Origin of the sequence: Actinomadura citrea (genome assembly GCF_013409045.1) — a bacterium.
Classification (GTDB): domain Bacteria; phylum Actinomycetota; class Actinomycetes; order Streptosporangiales; family Streptosporangiaceae; genus Spirillospora; species Spirillospora citrea.
In genome coordinates this window covers 3,789,041-3,804,007 of record NZ_JACCBT010000001.1, presented here as the reverse complement: position 1 = coordinate 3,804,007, position 14,967 = coordinate 3,789,041, and the positions used below count along the sequence as shown (strand labels likewise).

General features: G+C 73.9%; 16 protein-coding genes. 6 read left to right on the top strand and 10 right to left on the bottom strand.

Annotation, left to right across the window (positions count from 1 at the left end; translation table 11 throughout):
* Positions 1 to 13: 13 nt before the first annotated feature.
* On the top strand, positions 14 to 1,432 hold the full coding sequence (locus tag BJ999_RS17905) for a serine/threonine-protein kinase (protein ID WP_179834351.1): 1,419 nt from the start codon (positions 14 to 16) through the stop codon (positions 1,430 to 1,432).
* A 14-nt stretch (positions 1,433 to 1,446) separates the two neighbouring features.
* Here the strand turns inward: BJ999_RS17905 and BJ999_RS17900 are convergent, their stop codons facing one another.
* The gene (locus tag BJ999_RS17900) at positions 1,447 to 2,355 is read right to left on the bottom strand and encodes an SDR family oxidoreductase (protein ID WP_179834350.1); all 909 of its coding nucleotides are present in this window, start codon (positions 2,353 to 2,355) and stop codon (positions 1,447 to 1,449) included.
* Positions 2,352 to 3,125, bottom strand: coding sequence for an SDR family oxidoreductase (locus BJ999_RS17895; protein WP_179834349.1), 774 nt, complete (start codon positions 3,123 to 3,125; stop codon positions 2,352 to 2,354). The genes BJ999_RS17900 and BJ999_RS17895 overlap by 4 nt, the downstream gene beginning before the upstream one ends.
* A 111-nt stretch (positions 3,126 to 3,236) precedes the next feature.
* Here BJ999_RS17895 and BJ999_RS17890 point away from each other — a divergent pair, with 111 nt between their 5' ends.
* The 4 genes from BJ999_RS17890 to BJ999_RS17875 are packed head-to-tail and all read left to right on the top strand — an operon-like array spanning position 3,237 to position 6,665.
* Positions 3,237 to 3,983: an enoyl-CoA hydratase family protein gene (locus BJ999_RS17890; protein WP_179834348.1), complete on the top strand. Its 747-nt coding sequence runs from the start codon at positions 3,237 to 3,239 to the stop codon at positions 3,981 to 3,983.
* Positions 3,980 to 4,843 carry a CoA transferase subunit A gene (locus BJ999_RS17885; protein ID WP_179834347.1) on the top strand — a complete coding sequence of 288 codons (864 nt, stop codon included), beginning with the start codon at positions 3,980 to 3,982 and terminating at the stop codon, positions 4,841 to 4,843. The genes BJ999_RS17890 and BJ999_RS17885 overlap by 4 nt, the downstream gene beginning before the upstream one ends.
* Positions 4,840 to 5,571, top strand: coding sequence for a CoA-transferase subunit beta (locus BJ999_RS17880; protein ID WP_179834346.1), 732 nt, complete (start codon positions 4,840 to 4,842; stop codon positions 5,569 to 5,571). Before BJ999_RS17885 ends, BJ999_RS17880 begins: the two co-directional genes overlap by 4 nt.
* Positions 5,568 to 6,665: an NAD(P)H-dependent flavin oxidoreductase gene (locus tag BJ999_RS17875; RefSeq protein ID WP_179834345.1), complete on the top strand. Its 1,098-nt coding sequence runs from the start codon at positions 5,568 to 5,570 to the stop codon at positions 6,663 to 6,665. The genes BJ999_RS17880 and BJ999_RS17875 overlap by 4 nt, the downstream gene beginning before the upstream one ends.
* On the opposite strand, the gene BJ999_RS17870 is transcribed toward BJ999_RS17875, so the two are convergent.
* Positions 6,662 to 7,282, bottom strand: coding sequence for a TetR/AcrR family transcriptional regulator (locus BJ999_RS17870; protein ID WP_179834344.1), 621 nt, complete (start codon positions 7,280 to 7,282; stop codon positions 6,662 to 6,664). The two genes, BJ999_RS17875 and BJ999_RS17870, sit on opposite strands and share 4 nt — an antisense overlap.
* Before the next feature lie 67 nt (positions 7,283 to 7,349).
* On the opposite strand from BJ999_RS17870, the gene BJ999_RS17865 reads away from it, so the two are divergent.
* The gene (locus BJ999_RS17865; RefSeq protein WP_179834343.1) at positions 7,350 to 7,931 is read left to right on the top strand and encodes a peroxiredoxin-like family protein; all 582 of its coding nucleotides are present in this window, start codon (positions 7,350 to 7,352) and stop codon (positions 7,929 to 7,931) included.
* Positions 7,932 to 7,964: 33 nt separating this feature from the next.
* Here BJ999_RS17865 and BJ999_RS17860 read toward each other — a convergent pair whose 3' ends face one another.
* From BJ999_RS17860 to BJ999_RS17830, 7 genes are all read right to left on the bottom strand, one after another.
* Positions 7,965 to 8,945, bottom strand: a complete 981-nt coding sequence (locus BJ999_RS17860; RefSeq protein ID WP_179834342.1) for a quinone oxidoreductase family protein — start codon at positions 8,943 to 8,945, stop codon at positions 7,965 to 7,967.
* The gene (locus BJ999_RS17855; protein WP_179838626.1) at positions 8,945 to 9,955 is read right to left on the bottom strand and encodes an aldo/keto reductase; all 1,011 of its coding nucleotides are present in this window, start codon (positions 9,953 to 9,955) and stop codon (positions 8,945 to 8,947) included. The genes BJ999_RS17860 and BJ999_RS17855 overlap by 1 nt, the downstream gene beginning before the upstream one ends.
* A 106-nt stretch (positions 9,956 to 10,061) precedes the next feature.
* Entirely contained in the window at positions 10,062 to 10,922 is an 861-nt protein-coding gene (locus tag BJ999_RS17850; RefSeq protein WP_179834341.1) for a helix-turn-helix transcriptional regulator, read from the bottom strand.
* Between the two features lie 58 nt (positions 10,923 to 10,980).
* Positions 10,981 to 12,183: a CaiB/BaiF CoA transferase family protein gene (locus tag BJ999_RS17845; RefSeq protein WP_179834340.1), complete on the bottom strand. Its 1,203-nt coding sequence runs from the start codon at positions 12,181 to 12,183 to the stop codon at positions 10,981 to 10,983.
* Complete coding sequence (locus BJ999_RS17840) at positions 12,180 to 13,361, bottom strand: acyl-CoA dehydrogenase family protein (RefSeq protein WP_179834339.1); 1,182 nt, start codon at positions 13,359 to 13,361, stop codon at positions 12,180 to 12,182. The genes BJ999_RS17845 and BJ999_RS17840 overlap by 4 nt, the downstream gene beginning before the upstream one ends.
* Positions 13,362 to 13,374: 13 nt before the next feature.
* Positions 13,375 to 14,175 (bottom strand): enoyl-CoA hydratase/isomerase family protein, encoded by an 801-nt coding sequence (locus tag BJ999_RS17835; protein ID WP_179834338.1) that lies wholly within the window; start codon positions 14,173 to 14,175, stop codon positions 13,375 to 13,377.
* A 67-nt stretch (positions 14,176 to 14,242) separates the two neighbouring features.
* Positions 14,243 to 14,932 (bottom strand): GntR family transcriptional regulator, encoded by a 690-nt coding sequence (locus BJ999_RS17830; RefSeq protein ID WP_218935111.1) that lies wholly within the window; start codon positions 14,930 to 14,932, stop codon positions 14,243 to 14,245.
* Positions 14,933 to 14,967: the final 35 nt, after the last annotated feature.

Genomic DNA, 14,967 nt, shown 5'->3' with positions numbered 1-14,967 from the left:
ATGATTAGGAGACGTGGAGACCCCGATCGCCGCCGGGCGCTACCGGATCGACAGCCATCTCGGATCTGGCGGCTTCGCCTCGGTCTGGCGGGGGCACGATCCCGACCTCGACTCCCCCGTCGCGATCAAGATCCTGGCCGGGCACTGGACGCTGCGCACCGACGTGCGGGACCGGTTCGTCCAGGAGGCGCGGCTGCTGCGCCGCGCCGACTCGCACCGGCTGGTGCAGGTCTTCGACATCGGGGAGCTGCCGGACGGCCGGCCCTACTTCGTGATGACCTACGCCGACCGCGGCACGCTGGCCGAGCGGCTCGCCGGCGGGCCGCTCCCGCCGGGCGAGGCCCTGCGCACCGCGCAGGAGATCATCCGGGGTGTACAGGAGCTGCACGACCTCGGCATCGTGCACCGCGACCTGAAGCCGTCCAACGTGCTGCTGCGGTCCGCGCCCGGCGGCGGCGAGCGCATCATGATCGCCGATCTCGGCATCGCGCGCACCGGGGAGCACCTGTCGAGGCTGACGCTCCCCGCCGGCTCGCCCGGATACATGGCGCCCGAGCAGACACTGGTGGACGGCGCGCCGGACCGCCGCGCGGACGTCTACGGGCTGGGCGCGCTGACCCACCACCTGCTGACCGGCGAACCGCCCGCCGTGCCGCCGCGCCCGCCCGGTCAGACCCGGGCCGCGATCTCGCCCGGGGTCAGCGCGGCCGTGATGCGCGCGCTCCATCCCGACCGGGACAAGCGCTGGGCGTCGGCGGCGGACTTCGGGGCGGCACTGGCGCGAACCTCCGGGGAGACGCGCACCGGCGCGTTCACCCCGAGGAGGCGTCCGCTGGGAAAGCGCTCGCGCGGCCGGCGGCGGGCGGTCGCGGGAGCCGGGGTGGCCGCCGCGGTGGCACTGGCCGCCGTCGCGTTCATGGGGCTCCCCCACCGGGGCGACGGCGGCACGGCGCCGGAGGAGCGGAACCGGCAGTGGCTGCGGGCGGGATCGGACGTCCCCGCCCGCTACCGGGACCTGATCGTCCAGGCCGGGACGTGGTGCGAGCTGCGCGGGCTGAGCCCGACGCTGATCGCGGCGATGCTGAAGGCGGAGAGCGGCTTCGACCCGCACCTGTCCGACCCGGCGCACGACGAGTACGGCATCGCCCGGTGGACTCCGCACGTCCTGGCGTTCTGGCAGCCCGGCGGGCTCGACAACCCCGAGCCGAGGCCCGCCCAGATCACGCCGGAGCTGTCCATCCCCGCGATGGGGCGGTTCCTGTGCTACTGGGGGAAGGACCTGAAGGACCTTCCGGGCGACCCGGCGCTGAACCTCGCCGCCGCCTACCGGACCTCGGCCACGACGGTGGTGAAGACGGGCGGCGTCCCTGCCAGGACCCGGCCCTACGCGGAGCAGGTGAGCCGGTACATGGACGGCTACCGGCCTCAGTGAGGCGCGGGCGCCGGTCAGCCCGCTCCGTACACCGGTTCGGGGTTGGGGGCCTTCGCCAGGAGGTCCCTGACGACGTCGCCGACCTCGGCCGGGTCCCACCTCGCGCCCTTGTCGGCGGCGGGGCCGTGGCGGAAGGCGTCCATCACGCAGATCTTGCCTCCCTCGGCCTCGAAGACCCGCCCGGTGACGTCCCGCGACTGCGCGGAGCCGAGCCAGACGACGAGCGGCGAGACGTTCTCGGGCGCCATGGCGTCGAACTCGCCCTCGGCGGGCGCGGCCATCGTCTGCGCGAAGACCTCCTCGGTCATCCGGGTGCGGGCGGCGGGCGCGATCGCGTTGACCATCACGCCGTACCGGCCGAGCTCGGCGGACGCCACGAGCGTCAGCCCGACGATGCCCGCCTTCGCGGCGGAGTAGTTGCCCTGGCCGACGCTGCCGAGCAGCCCGGCACCGGAGGAGGTGTTGACGACGCGCGCGTCCACGGCGCGGCCGGCCTTGCTCTCGGCCCGCCAGTGACGCCCGGCGTGCTTGAGCGGCAGGAAATGGCCCTTGAGGTGCACGCGCATGACGGCGTCCCACTCGTCCTCACCGAGGTTGACCAGCATCCGGTCGCGCAGGAACCCGGCGTTGTTGACCAGGGTGTCCAGCCGCCCGAACGTGCCGGTCGCCGCGGCGACGAGCGCGGCGGCGCCCTCGTCGGTGGCGATGTCGTCGGTGCTGGCGACCGCCCGTCCGCCGAGCGCCTCGATCTCCCGCACGACGTCGTGGGCGGGGCCCTCGGAGGCGTCGCCGGTGCCGTCGCGCGCGACGCCGAGGTCGTTGACGACGACGAGGGCGCCCTGCCGGGCGAACTCCAGCGCGTGCGCGCGGCCGAGGCCGCGTCCGGCGCCGGTGACGGCGACCACCCGGTCCTTGCAGATCATCGCGTTTCCTCCTTGTTGACGGTGGCGGCGTCCAGGAAGGCGGGGCGCTCTCCCCCGCCGTGCACCTGCATCGACGAGCCGGTCACGTAGGACGCCAGGTCGGACGCCAGGAACACGCAGGCGGCGCCGATGTCGTAGGGGTCGGCGAGGCGGCCGAGCGGGACGGTCCTCGCCACCGCCGCGATGCCGTCCTCGTCCCCGTAGTGCAGGTGCGCCAGCTCGGTCCGGACCATGCCGAGGATCAGCGTGTTGACCCGGATGTGCGGCGCCCACTCGACCGCCAGGGACTGGGTGAGGTTGTGCAGCCCCGCCTTGGCCGCGCCGTAGGCGGCGGTGCCCGGCGACGGGCGCACCCCGCTCACGCTGCCGATGTTGATGACCGAGCCGCCGCCCCGCCTCATGATCAGCGGCCGCAGCGCGCGGGCCATGATCAGCGGCGCCGTCAGGTTCAGCTCCATGATCTTGACGTGGGTGCGCAGGGCGCCGTCCGCCACCGGCAGGTACGGGGCGCCCCCCGCGTTGTTGACGAGCACGTCCGCGCGGTCGAGGTCGTCCGCGAAGTCCTGTACGGCGTCGGGGTCGCGCACGTCCAGCGAGACGAACCGCGCGGTCCGGCCGCCGGCCTCGGGCACCGAGTCCGGCTCGCGGCGGGCGACCGCGACCACGTCGGCGCCCGCCTCCAGGAAGGCGCGGCTGATCCCGGCGCCCACCCCGCGCACGCCCCCCGTCACCACGACGGTCCTGCCCTCCAGGTCGAGCGTCAGCGACATGCCGCCTCCGGCTCCGAGTGACCTGCCGCCTCCGGCTCCGATGACATTCCGCCTCCTCCGAACGGCTCTGCTACCGTCTGTTCTAACAAATGTTTGGTGGAAAGGTAGCGCATGGGAGTCTCCACCACGACCCTGGACGGGGTCGCCGAGATCGTCGTGGACGCGCCGCCGGTCAACGCCCTGACCGTCGCGGGCTGGTACGAGCTGGCCGACGCGGTGCTCGCGGCGGGCCGCGACCCGGGGGTCGGCGCCGTCGTGCTCCGCGCCGAGGGCCGGGGCTTCAACGCGGGCGTCGACATCAAGGAGATGCAGAGCACCGCGGGCCACGCCGCGCTGGTCGGCGCCAACCGCGGCTGCTTCGCGGCGTTCGCCGCCGTCTACGACTGCGAGGTCCCGGTCGTGGCCGCGGTTCACGGCTTCTGCCTCGGCGGCGGCGTCGGCCTCGCCGGCAACGCCGACATCGTGATCGCCTCGCGGGACGCCTACTTCGGGCTTCCCGAGGTGGACCGGGGCGCGCTCGGCGCCGCCACCCACCTGGCCCGGCTCGTCCCGCAGCACCTGATGCGGGCGATGGTCTACACGTGCCGCAACGTCACGGCCGAGGAGCTGCACCATCACGGCTCGGTACTGGAGGTCGTCCCGGCCGAGGAGCTGCGCGCCAAGGCGATGGAGGTCGCCACCGGCATCGCCGCAAAGGACCGGTACGTGATCCGGCGCGCCAAGGAGTCCCTCAACGGCATCGACCCGGTCGACGTCAGGCGCAGCTACCGCTACGAGCAGGGGTTCACGTTCGAGCTGAACCTCGTCGGCGCGGGCGACGAGCACCGCGACGCGTTCGTCGCCAAGGGGGCCCGATGAGCTCCAAGGTGATGTCCGTCGAGGAGATCGCGGGGTCGCTGGAGAGCGGCATGACGATCGGGATCGGCGGCTGGGGCTCCCGGCGCAAGCCGATGGCGCTGGTGCGGGCGATCCTGCGCTCCCCCGTCACCGACCTCACCGTCGTCGCCTACGGGGGGCCGGACGTGGGGCTGCTGTGCGCGGCGGGCAAGGTCCGCCGGCTCGTCACCGCGTTCGTGACGATGGACTCGATCCCGCTGGAGCCGCACTTCCGGCGGGCGCGCCAGTCCGGGGCCATCGAGCTGACCGAGTACGACGAGGGCATGTTCATGTTCGGGCTGTACGCGGCGGCGCACCGGCTGCCGTTCCTGCCCACCCCGGTCGGCCTCGGCTCCGACGTGATGAAGGTCAATCCGGAGCTGCGGACGGTCCGGTCGCCCTACGAGGACGGGCGGGAGCTCGTCGCCGTCCCCGCGCTGCGCATGGACGCGGCGCTGGTGCACATGAACCGCGCCGACGCGCGCGGCAACGCCCAGTACCTCGGCCCCGACCCGTACATGGACGACCTGTTCGCCAAGGCGGCCGACCGGACGTACGTGTCGTGCGAGCGGCTCGTCGACACCGCCGACTTCGCCAAGGAGGGGCCGGTGCAGTCCCTGCTGATCAGCCGGTCGCAGGTGGCGGGCGTGGTGGAGACGCCGAACGGCGCGCACTTCACCGACTGCCTGCCCGACTTCGGGCGGGACGAGGCGTTCCAGAAGCTGTACGCGCAGGCGGCGGCCGGTCCGGACACGTGGTCGGCCTTCAGCGAGCGATTCCTGTCCGGCGACGAGGCCGCCTACCAGGACGCGGTCCGGGTCTGGCGGGAGGAGGCGCGATGAGCGAGGCGACCAGGGCCGAGGTGTGCGCGGCCGCGTGCGCGGACCTGTTCCGGGGAGACGGGGAGATCGTCGCGGCGGCGGTGGCCGGATTCGTCCCCATGCTGGGATCCAGGCTGGCGCGCGCGACGTTCGCGCCCGATCTGCTGACCACCGACGGCGGCCCGTCGCTGAGCGCCGAACCCGTCCCGCTCGGCGCGCAGGCCGGGACGGTCGAGGGCTGGCTGCCCTTCCGCGACCACCTGTGGCTCGTCCTGAACGGGCGGCGGCACGTGGTGATGGGGCCGAGCCAGATCGACGCGCACGGCAACACCAACATCTCGTGCATCGGCGACTGGAAGCAGCCCTCGCGGCAGCTCCTCGGGGTGCGCGGCGGGCCGGGCAACACGCTGCTGAACACGACGAGCTACTGGGTGCCGAAGCACTCGACGCGCGTGTTCACCGAGCAGGTCGACATGGTGAGCGGCGTCGGGTGGGACCGCGGCGCGCACGAGATCCGCGCCGTGGTGACCAACCTGGCCGTGCTCGACTTCGAGACGCCCGAAAGGCGGATGCGGCTGCGCTCGGTCCATCCCGGCGTGCGCGTCGAGGACGTGCTCGCGGCGACCGGCTTCGAGCTCGCCGTCCCGGACGAGGTGCCCGAGACGCGCCTGCCGGACGCCGAGGAACTGCGGATCATGCGGGAGGTCCTCGACCCGAAGGGTCTGCGGGAGCGCGAGGTCCCCGCATGAGCGGGGCGGACACCGGACAGGTGCTCGACACCCCGCTGACCCGCCTGACGGGGGTGCGGCACCCGATCGTGCAGACGGGCATGGGGTGGGTGGCCGGGCCGCGGCTCGTCACAGCCGTGGCGAACGCGGGCGGGCTCGGCGTGCTGGCGTCGGCGACGATGACGCTCGACCAGCTCGCGGACGCGATCCGCGAGGTCAAGGACCGCACGGACGCCCCGTTCGGCGTCAACCTGCGGGCCGACGCCGGGGACGCGGGCGACCGCATCGACCTGCTCATCAAGGAGGGCGTGAAGGTCGCCTCGTTCGCGCTCGCGCCCAAGCGGGAGCTGATCGCCAAGCTGAAGGACGCCGGGCTCGTGGTGATCCCCTCGGTCGGCGCGCGGCGGCACGCGGAGAAGGTCGCGGGCTGGGGCGCGGACGCCGTCCTGGTGCAGGGCGGCGAGGGCGGCGGGCACACCGGCCCCGTCGCCACCACGCTGCTGCTCCCCCAGGTCGTGGACGCCGTGGACATCCCGGTGATCGCGGCCGGCGGCTTCTTCGACGGGCGCGGCCTCGCCGCCGCGCTCGCCTACGGCGCGGCGGGTGTCGCGATGGGCACCCGGTTCCTGCTGACGTCCGACAGCTCGGTGCCGGACGCGGTCAAGCAGGTCTACCTCAAGACCGGCGAGACCGTGGTCACGCGGCAGGTGGACGGCATGCCGCACCGGGTGCTGCGCAGCGGGCTGGTCGACGCGCTGGAGGACTCCGGCCGCGTCGGCGGGCTGGTCCGGGCGCTGCGCAACGGCGCCCGGTTCAAGAAGCTGTCCGGCATGTCGTGGCGCGAGATGATCGCCGACGGGAAGGCGATGAAGCACGGCAAGGACCTGTCGTGGTCGCAGGTCCTGATGGCCGCCAACACGCCCATGCTGCTGCGGGCCGCCATGGTGGACGGCCGGCCCGACCTCGGCGTGATGGCGTCCGGGCAGGTCGTCGGCGTGATCGACGACCTGCCGGACTGCGCCGGCCTGATCGGCGCGATCGTGCGGCAGGCGGCCGAGGCCATCGCCGCGCAGCAGTCGTACCTGGCGGGCCGGAAGGGGGCGGAACCCGTCTAGGACGCACCTTCGCCCAGGCCGCGCAGCACGGCCGCCAGACCCCCGCGGAACTCCTCGTCGGGGCCGATCCGGCGGCCGTGGTGCGCGGTCCGCGTCAGATGGGGGAAGTCGTCGGCGGGCAGCCCGGCGATCACGGCGGTCCCCTCCCCCTCCAGCCCGCCCAGGTGCTCCAGCTGGATCGCGCCGACGATGTAGGCGATCAGCGCGCGGAGCGCGATCGCCGCGCGCGGGCCGGCGAAGCCCGCGTCGGCGAGGATGCCGGCGACCGCCTCGCCCCAGCAGAGCGATCCCGTCGAGTCGTGCCTGCGCGTGAGCGTCAGCGGCATGATCGCCGCGTGGGCGCCGAACGCGTCCCGCAGCCGCAGGGCCATGGTCTCGATCCGCCCCTCCCAGGGCCCGGGGGGCGGCGGCGCGGGATCGACCTCGGCGTACACCAGGTCGACGACCAGCCCTTCCAGCTCCTCGCGGTCGCGCACGTACCGGTAGAGCGCCATGGTGCTCATCCCGAGCTCCTTGGCGACGGCGCGCATGGACAGCCCGGCGAGGCCGTCCCGGTCGATGACGGCGAGCGCGGCTCGCGCGAGCCGCTCGGTACTGAGCGAGCGTGGTCGAGGCATGGCGCTTGACAGCGTACGGCATACGCTTACGATCGTAGGCGTACGCCATACTCTTAAAGGAGTGCCCATGCACCTGGCACCCGGTTCCGATGTCCCCGCGCGGGAGCTGACCCCGGTGAGCGGCCCGCCGATCCCGATTCCCGATCCCGGCCGCCTCGTCCACCTGCAGTTCCGCCGGTTCGCCGGCTGCCCGATCTGCAACCTGCACCTGCGCTCGATCGTGGCGCGGCACGAGGAGATCGAGGCCGCCGGGATCGGCGAGGTCGTCGTCTTCCACTCCTCCGCGGAGGAACTGCGCGAGCACGTCGACGGCCTGCCGTTCCCCGTGGTCGGCGACCCGGCGAGGCGGCTGTACGCCGAGTTCGGCGTCGAGCCGGCACGGCGCGCCCTCCTCCACCCGCGCGTGTGGGGGACGGTCGTCCGGGCCGTCGCCCGCGGCACCTGGGACATCCTCCGGCGACGCGAGCGGGCTCCCCGGCTGTTCCCCGACGGCGGCCGCTTCGGTCTGCCCGCCGACTTCCTGATCGGACCCGACGGAAGGGTCGTCGCGGCCAAGTACGGCGAGCACGCCTACGACCAGTGGACGGTCGACGCGCTGCTGGCCCTGGCCTCTCAGGCGCCGGCCTCCGGCCGGAAGGCGGCGAGATGACCGCCCCCCGGCCGGAGGAACGCCTCCGGAGGGTCAGCCCCTGACCGCCAGGACGAGCTTGCCGGTGGTGGCGCCCGACTCGATGCGCCGGTGCGCCTCGGCGGCCTGCGCCAGCGGCAGTTCCTCGACCTGGACCCGCAGGTCGCCGGAAGCGGCGGCGGCGACCGCGCGGCGCAGGGCACGTCCGGCCTCGGCCGGTGCGACGCCCGCGAACGCCGCGAGGTTGAACCCGGACACCGTCTTGTTGGTGAACCACAGCTCGTTCGCCGGGACGCCCACATCGTCGGCGCCGGACGCGTTGCCCATCACGACCATCCGGCCCATCGGGGCGAGGGCATCCAGGCTCGCGCGGCGGGCGGGACCGCCCACCATGTCCACGACGATGTCGAAGCCGCGCCCGCCGGTGAGGCCCGCGACCTCGCCCGGCAGCGCCTCGCGCAGGACGACGTCGTCGTAGCCGAACCCGCGCGCGGCCTCGATCTTGGCGGGGCCGCCGACCGTGCCGGCCACCCGGCCGGCGCCGAGCAGCCGGGCGGCCTGGCCGAGCTGGCTGCCGACGCCCCCGGCGGCCGCGTGCACCAGCACGGTCTCACCCGGCTCGATGCGCGCGACGCGGTCCAGGACGAGGAACGCGGTGGTCCCGTTGGACGGGACGGCCGCGGCGACGTCCAGGCCGAGGTCGAGGCCGTCCAGCGGCGCGACGAGGTCGGCGGAGGTGACCGCGACCTCGGCGTAGCCGCCGCTGTCGACGATCGTCAGCGCGGCGACGGGCTGGCCCCTGCGCAGCCCCTCCACGTCGGGCCCGACCGCACGGACGTGACCGGACACCTCGATGCCGGGGACGAAGGGCAGCGGCACGTCCACGACGCCCCGCCGGTACAGCACCTCGGCGAAGTTCGCGCCCGCGTACGCGACGTCGATGGACACCTGGCCGGGCCCCGGCTCGGGGACCTCGACCTCGGCCTGGCGCAGCACGTCCGCGCCGCCGAACCCGGGGATCGTGACGGCCCGCATCAGTACCGCCCCCCGACGGGCGCGGGCACGCCGTCCAGCTCGGCGAGGTCGGCCTCGGTGAGCTCCAGCGCGGCGGCGCCGGCGTTGTCGCGCAGGTACCTCTGCTTCTTGGTGCCGGGGATCGGGATGACGTGCTCGCCCTGCGCCAGCGTCCAGGCGATGGCGACCTGCGCCGGCGTGGCGCCGTGCCGCGCGGCGACAGCCTTGACCACGTCGACGATGCGCAGGTTGGCCTTCAGCGCGTCCTCCTGGAAGCGCGGGTTGCCGCCGCGGAAGTCGGTGTCCTCGAAGTCGGCCGCGGTGACCGTCCCGGTGAGGAAGCCGCGGCCGAGCGGCGAGAACGGCACGAACGCCGCACCGTTGGCGGCGCACCAGCCGACCACGTCGCCCGGCCCTTCCGCCGTCCCGGTGGCGTCGCCCGGCATGGTGCCGGCCATTCCCCCGGGCGCGCCCATGGCGTCGCGGGTCCACAGCGACAGCTCCGACTGGACGGCCGCGACCGGGTGGATCGCGTGCGCCTCGGCGGCCTGCGCGACGCCGACCTCCGACAGTCCCAGCCTGCGGACCTTGCCCTCGGCGACCAGCTCGGCCATCGCGCCCCAGGTGTCGGCGAGGGGCACCTGCGGGTCGACCCGGTGCAGGTAGTACAGGTCGATCGCCTCCGTGCCGAGACGGCGCAGGCTGTCCTCGGCGGACGCCTTGACGTGCTCCGGCCGCCCGTTCCGGACGATGTTCCTGGTGGCCATCGACTCCACGACCAGGCCCGTCTTCGTGGCGACGACCGCCTCGTCCCGGCGTCCCGCCAGCGCCCGCCCGACCAGGGCCTCGTTGTGGCCGTCGCCGTAGGGCTGCGCGGTGTCCAGGAACGTCACGCCGAGGTCGAGCGCCTCCCGGATCAGCGCCACCGAGGCGTCGTCGTCGCGCTCCGACTCGGTGTAGGCCCAGCTCATGCCCATGCACCCGAGCCCGACGGCGCCCACCGGCGTTCCGGCGAAGTCCCGCGTCCTGATGATGTCTCCTTCGTTCCTCATGAGGACGATCGTGGTGGACGGACGGGAGGGGAGACAGACTCCGTTCATCCTGGGTGTGGCACCACCACCCTCGGCGGAGGCCGGGTCAGCCGGCGGCGGCGAGGTCGCGCCGCGCCATCAGCCGTTCGAGGCGCTCCTGCGTGCCGGTGCCGGGGCGCGGGTTGTGCAGCACCAGGTGGTGGCCCGGACGGTCGGCGAGCGGCAGCAGCGTGCCCTCGAAGACCATCTCGCCCGCGTCCGGGTGCCGGATGCCCTTGACCGCCTGGGCGCCAGCGCTCACCTCGTGGCGGGGCCACAGCTCGGCGAACTCCGGACTGACCGCCAGCAGGTCCTCGATGATCCGGTCGAACTCGGGGTCGTCGGGGTAGCGGGCGGCGTCGGCCCGGAACCGCGCCACGACGTCGGGCGCGGCGGCGGCCCAGTGGGTGTGCATCGACCGGTACCGGACGTTGGTGAAGTAGGTGACCAGGCAGTTGTGGTCGATGTCGCCGTACCCGAACACCTCGCGGGCCGCGTTGTTGATCGCGACGAAGTTCCAGTGCCGGTCGCGGACGTAGGCGGGGCGCGGCGACCAGGCGTCCAGCACCCGCTGCAGCTCCGGTGTGATCGGCACGGCGGGGCCCGCCTCCGCCTGCGGCGGGTTCAGCCCGGCGAGCAGGTACAGGTGCTCGCGCTCGGGGCGGTCCAGCCGCAGGGCGCGGGCGATCGCGTCGAGGACGTCCCCGGACACCTTGATGTCGCGGCCCTGCTCCAGCCACGTGTACCAGGACACGCCGACCCCCGCGAGGACGGCGACCTCCTCACGGCGCAGGCCCGGCGTCCGGCGCCGTCCCACGTCGGGCATGCCGACGTCGGCGGGGGCGAGGCGGGCGCGGCGGGTGCGCAGGAAGTCGCGCAACTCCTCCCTGCGGCGACCGGGGGCTGAGGCGGGAGTCTGGCTGGCCATGCCGCCACGATATCCGGCGGCCTCGGCGGTGCGGTCGCAGGTCGCGACGGTGCGGCGGTCAGGCGACCGCGCCGGCGGAGCGCAGGGCCGCGATGGCGGCGTCGTCGCGTCCCAGCTCGCGCAGCACGGCGTCGGTGTGCTCGCCGAGCGCCGGGACCGGGTCCATGCGCGGCTCGGCGCCGGCGAAGGTGATCGGCGGGAGCAGGGCCCGGATGCCGCCGACCGGCGAGCCCACCTCCCGCCACCGGTCCCGTTCGGCGAGCTGTGGATGGGCGACGAGGCCGTGCCCGTCGTTCAGGGACGCGCTCGGCACGCCCGCCTTGTCGAGCCGCCGCAGCAGCTCCTCCCGTCCCATGCGGGACGTGACCCCGGCGACGAGCGCGTCCACCTTCTCCCGGTTGCGGACTCGCGCCTGATTCGTCGCGTACTCGGGGTCGATCACGAGGTCGGGCCGCTCCAGGACGCCGGCGGCCAGGGCCGCCCAGCCGCGGTCGTTCTGGACGCCGATCACCACGTCGACGCCGTCGGACGTCGGGTAGGCGTCGTAGGGCGCGATCACGGGGTGGCTCAGCCGCGTGCGCGGCGGCGGGGAGCCGGTGTAGAGCGTCGTGTACATCGCCTGGCCCATCCACTCGGCGACCGCGTCGAACATCGTGATCTCGATCGACGCGCCCTCGCCGGTGGCGCCGCGCCGCACGAGCGCGGCGAGCGTCCCGGAGAAGGCGTACATGCCGGCCGCGATGTCGGCCAGCGGCGAGCCCGCCTTCACGGGCGTCTCGGGCGTGCCGGTGACCGAGATCAGCCCCGCCTCGGCCTGGACGAGCATGTCGTAGGCGCGCTTGTCGCGGTACGGTCCGCGCGTCCCGTAGCCGGACATCTCGACCACGATCAGCCGGGGGTCGCGGGCGCGCAGCTCGCCGGCGCCGAACCCGAGCCGGGCGGCCGCGCCGGGCGCCAGGTTCTGCAGGAACACGTCGGCGCGGGCGACGAGGTCGGCGAGGATCGCGCGGCCCTCGTCCCGCTTGAGGTCGAGCGCGACCGACTCCTTCGACCGGTTGAGCCACGCGAAGTGCGTGCCGAGCCCGCCGCGCACGCCCGTGTCGTACGCGCGGGCGAAGTCGCCGCCGTCCACGCGCTCCACCTTGATGACGCGGGCGCCCTGGTCGGCGAGCTGCCGCGTGGCGAACGGCGCCGCGACCGCCTGCTCCAGCGCGACGACGGTGATCCCCTCCAGCGGCAGCCGGGCGCCCGCGTCGGTCACCGCTCCTCCAGCAGCCTGCGGCCGATGATCATCTTCTGGATGTCGGCGGTGCCCTCGCCGATCAGGAGCATCGGGGCCTCCCGGTACAGGCGCTCGATCTCGTACTCCCTGGAATAGGCGTAGCCGCCGTGGATGCGGAACGCGTCCTCCACGACCTCCTTGCAGTACTCGCCGGCCAGGTACTTGGCCATCCCGGCCTCCAGGTCGTTGCGCTCGCCGGAGTCCTTGCGGCGCGCCGCCATCACCATCATCTGGTGCGCGGCCTCGACCTTGGTCGCCATCTCGGCCAGGCGGAACAGGACGGCCTGGTGCTCGGCGATCGGCCTGCCGAACGTCTCGCGCTGCCGCGCGTAGGCCAGGGCGAGCTCGTAGGCCCGGCGGGCCACGCCGCAGCCGCGCGCCGCCACGTTGACGCGGCCGACCTCGACGCCGTCCATCATCTGGTAGAAGCCGCGTCCGGGCGTCCCGCCCAGGACCTGCGCGGACGGGATCCGGTAGGAGTCGAACACCAGCTCGGTGGTGTCGACGCCCTTGTACCCCCCCATTTTGTCGATCTTGCCGGGGACGGTGAGGCCGGGGGCGACCTCGCCGAATCCCGGCTGCTTGTCCACCAGGAACGTCGTCATGCCGCGATGGCCCGCGGCGGGGTCGGTCTTGACCAGCGTCGCCACCAGGTTGGCCGTGCCGCCGTTGGTCAGCCACATCTTCTGACCGTCGATCACGTAGTCGTCCCCGTCCGGGACGGCGCGGGTCCTGATGGCCGAGACGTCCGACCCGCAGCCCGGCTCCGACATCGAGAACGCGCCGCGGATCTCGCCGGTCGCCATCCTCGGCAGGTAGTGCGCCCGCTGCCCGGCGGTGCCGTGCTGGGCGATCATCCAGGCGACGATGAAGTGGGTGTTGACGATGCCCGACACGCTCATCCAGCCGCGCGACAGCTCCTCCACCACCAGCGCGTAGGTCAGCAGCGAAGCGCCGAGCCCGCCGTGCTCCTCGCCGATCGTCAGGCCGAAGAGCCCGAGCTCCTTCATCCCGTCGACGATCGCCTGCGGGTAGGCGTCGGCGTGCTCCAGCTCGGTCGCGACCGGGAGGATCTCCTGGTCGACGAACGCCCGCACGGTCGCGATGATCTCCCGCTGCTCGTCCGTCAGCCCGTGGGTCTGCTGCAGCCTGCTCACGTCCCGGTCCTCCCTAGCGGCCCTCGAAGCGCGGCGGGCGGCGCTCGGCGAACGCGGCCCGTCCCTCGGCGAAGTCGGCGCTGCCGAACAAGGAGGTCTGCTCGTCCCGCTCGGCCTCCAGCAGGCGGTCCAGACTCTGGCCGGTCCGGGCGAGGAGGCGCTTGGCGGCGGCGACCGACAGCGGGGCGAGCGCGGCCGCCTCGGAGGCGCGCTCCAGGGCCGCGTCCAGGGCCGTGCCCGACGGGGCGAGGGAGTCCGCCAGCCCGATCTCGTAGGCGCGGGGTGCGGGCACGGTCTGGCCGAACACCAGCATCTGCTTGGCACGGCCCATGCCGACGCGCTGCGGGAGCGTCCAGAGCAGCCCGCCGTCGGCGACGAGGCCGACCTTGCCGAACGCGGCGACGAACCGGGCGTCCTCGGCGGCGACGACGTGATCGCACACGGCGGCGAGGGAGACGCCGAGCCCGGCGGCGGCGCCCTCGACCGCCGCGATGAACGGCGTCCCGCAGGTCGCGATGAGCCGGACGGTCTCGTGCACGGGATCGAGCCGCGCCCGGACGGCGTCCGGTCCGGCGCCCTCCATCGAGCGGACGTCCCCGCCCGCCGAGAACGTCCCCGCGGCCCCGGTCAGCACGACGGCTCGGACGCCCGGGTCGTCCGCGGCGCGCCGCACCTCGTCCGCGAGCCGCTCGCGCATCGGGATGTCGATCGCGTTGCGGGCCTCGGGCCGGTTCAGCGTCAGCACCCGCGTCGCACCGTGGTCGAGTGCGGTGACCACGGAGCCGTGTGCCGGTTCGGGGTACCGGTCGTCCATCAGCCCTCCTGGAAATTTTTTATACGATATGTGAGTCCCTGAAGCCGGTGGAAGGGGGCCTGGGACGTCAGCCGGGTTGCTCGCTCCAGAAGCCCTGCGCCTCCAGGTGCACCACGAGCAGCGTCCCCGCGTGCCGGATGTGGGCGCGCATCGCCTGCCGCGCCGCGTCGCCGTCCCCGGCCCGCAGCGCGGCGAGCACGAGATGGTGGTCGTCGACCGACGCCTGCGTCCAGCCGTCGATGCTGGAGTAGAAGCGGCTCGGGGCGTACCGCACCACGAGCTGCAGCAGCCAGGACGACTTGGGCGAATCCGCGCACAGGTTGATGATCCGGTGGAACCGGTGGTTGGCGCGCTCGATGGCCGCGGAGTCGCGGGCCTTGGACGCCTCCTCCAGAAGCGCCTGCGTCCGGTCGAGCGCCTCCAGCTCCGCCTCGGTGATCCTCCCGGCGGCGCGGGCGGCCAGCTCGCCGGCGAAGTACGCCTGCGCCTCGAACAGGTCCTGGACGTCCTGCCGGGTGAGCGGCGCCGGCATGAACCCGCGCCGCGGCTCCAGCGTGACGAAGCCCTCGCCGCGCAGCGACAGCAGGGCCTCCCGGACGGGGGTGACGCTGACCCCGAGATCCTCGGCGATGCGCTCCAGGCGGAGGAACTCCCCGTGCCTGACCTGGCCCGACATGATGAGGTCGCGGACGTAGGCGGCCACCTCGTCGCTCAGCTGGCGGCGCCGGCCGAGGGCCCGGTCACCGGAAAGTGCCACTCTCATCGTCTCCCGTGCGCCTGGTGGTGGGGTCA

Excerpts from the sequence above, each read along its gene's own strand:
- BJ999_RS17875 (WP_179834345.1), top strand. The coding sequence starts at position 5,568 with ATGAGCGGGGCGGACACCGGACAGGTGCTCGACACCCCGCTGACCCGC.
- BJ999_RS17885 (WP_179834347.1), top strand. The coding sequence starts at position 3,980 with ATGAGCTCCAAGGTGATGTCCGTCGAGGAGATCGCGGGGTCGCTGGAG.
- BJ999_RS17890 (WP_179834348.1), top strand. The coding sequence starts at position 3,237 with ATGGGAGTCTCCACCACGACCCTGGACGGGGTCGCCGAGATCGTCGTG.
- BJ999_RS17880 (WP_179834346.1), top strand. The coding sequence starts at position 4,840 with ATGAGCGAGGCGACCAGGGCCGAGGTGTGCGCGGCCGCGTGCGCGGAC.
- BJ999_RS17870 (WP_179834344.1), bottom strand. The coding sequence starts at position 7,282 with ATGCCTCGACCACGCTCGCTCAGTACCGAGCGGCTCGCGCGAGCCGCG.
- BJ999_RS17850 (WP_179834341.1), bottom strand. The coding sequence starts at position 10,922 with ATGGCCAGCCAGACTCCCGCCTCAGCCCCCGGTCGCCGCAGGGAGGAG.
- BJ999_RS17900 (WP_179834350.1), bottom strand. The coding sequence starts at position 2,355 with ATGATCTGCAAGGACCGGGTGGTCGCCGTCACCGGCGCCGGACGCGGC.
- BJ999_RS17895 (WP_179834349.1), bottom strand. The coding sequence starts at position 3,125 with ATGTCGCTGACGCTCGACCTGGAGGGCAGGACCGTCGTGGTGACGGGG.
- BJ999_RS17835 (WP_179834338.1), bottom strand. The coding sequence starts at position 14,175 with ATGGACGACCGGTACCCCGAACCGGCACACGGCTCCGTGGTCACCGCA.
- BJ999_RS17860 (WP_179834342.1), bottom strand. The coding sequence starts at position 8,945 with ATGCGGGCCGTCACGATCCCCGGGTTCGGCGGCGCGGACGTGCTGCGC.
- BJ999_RS17865 (WP_179834343.1), top strand. The coding sequence starts at position 7,350 with ATGCACCTGGCACCCGGTTCCGATGTCCCCGCGCGGGAGCTGACCCCG.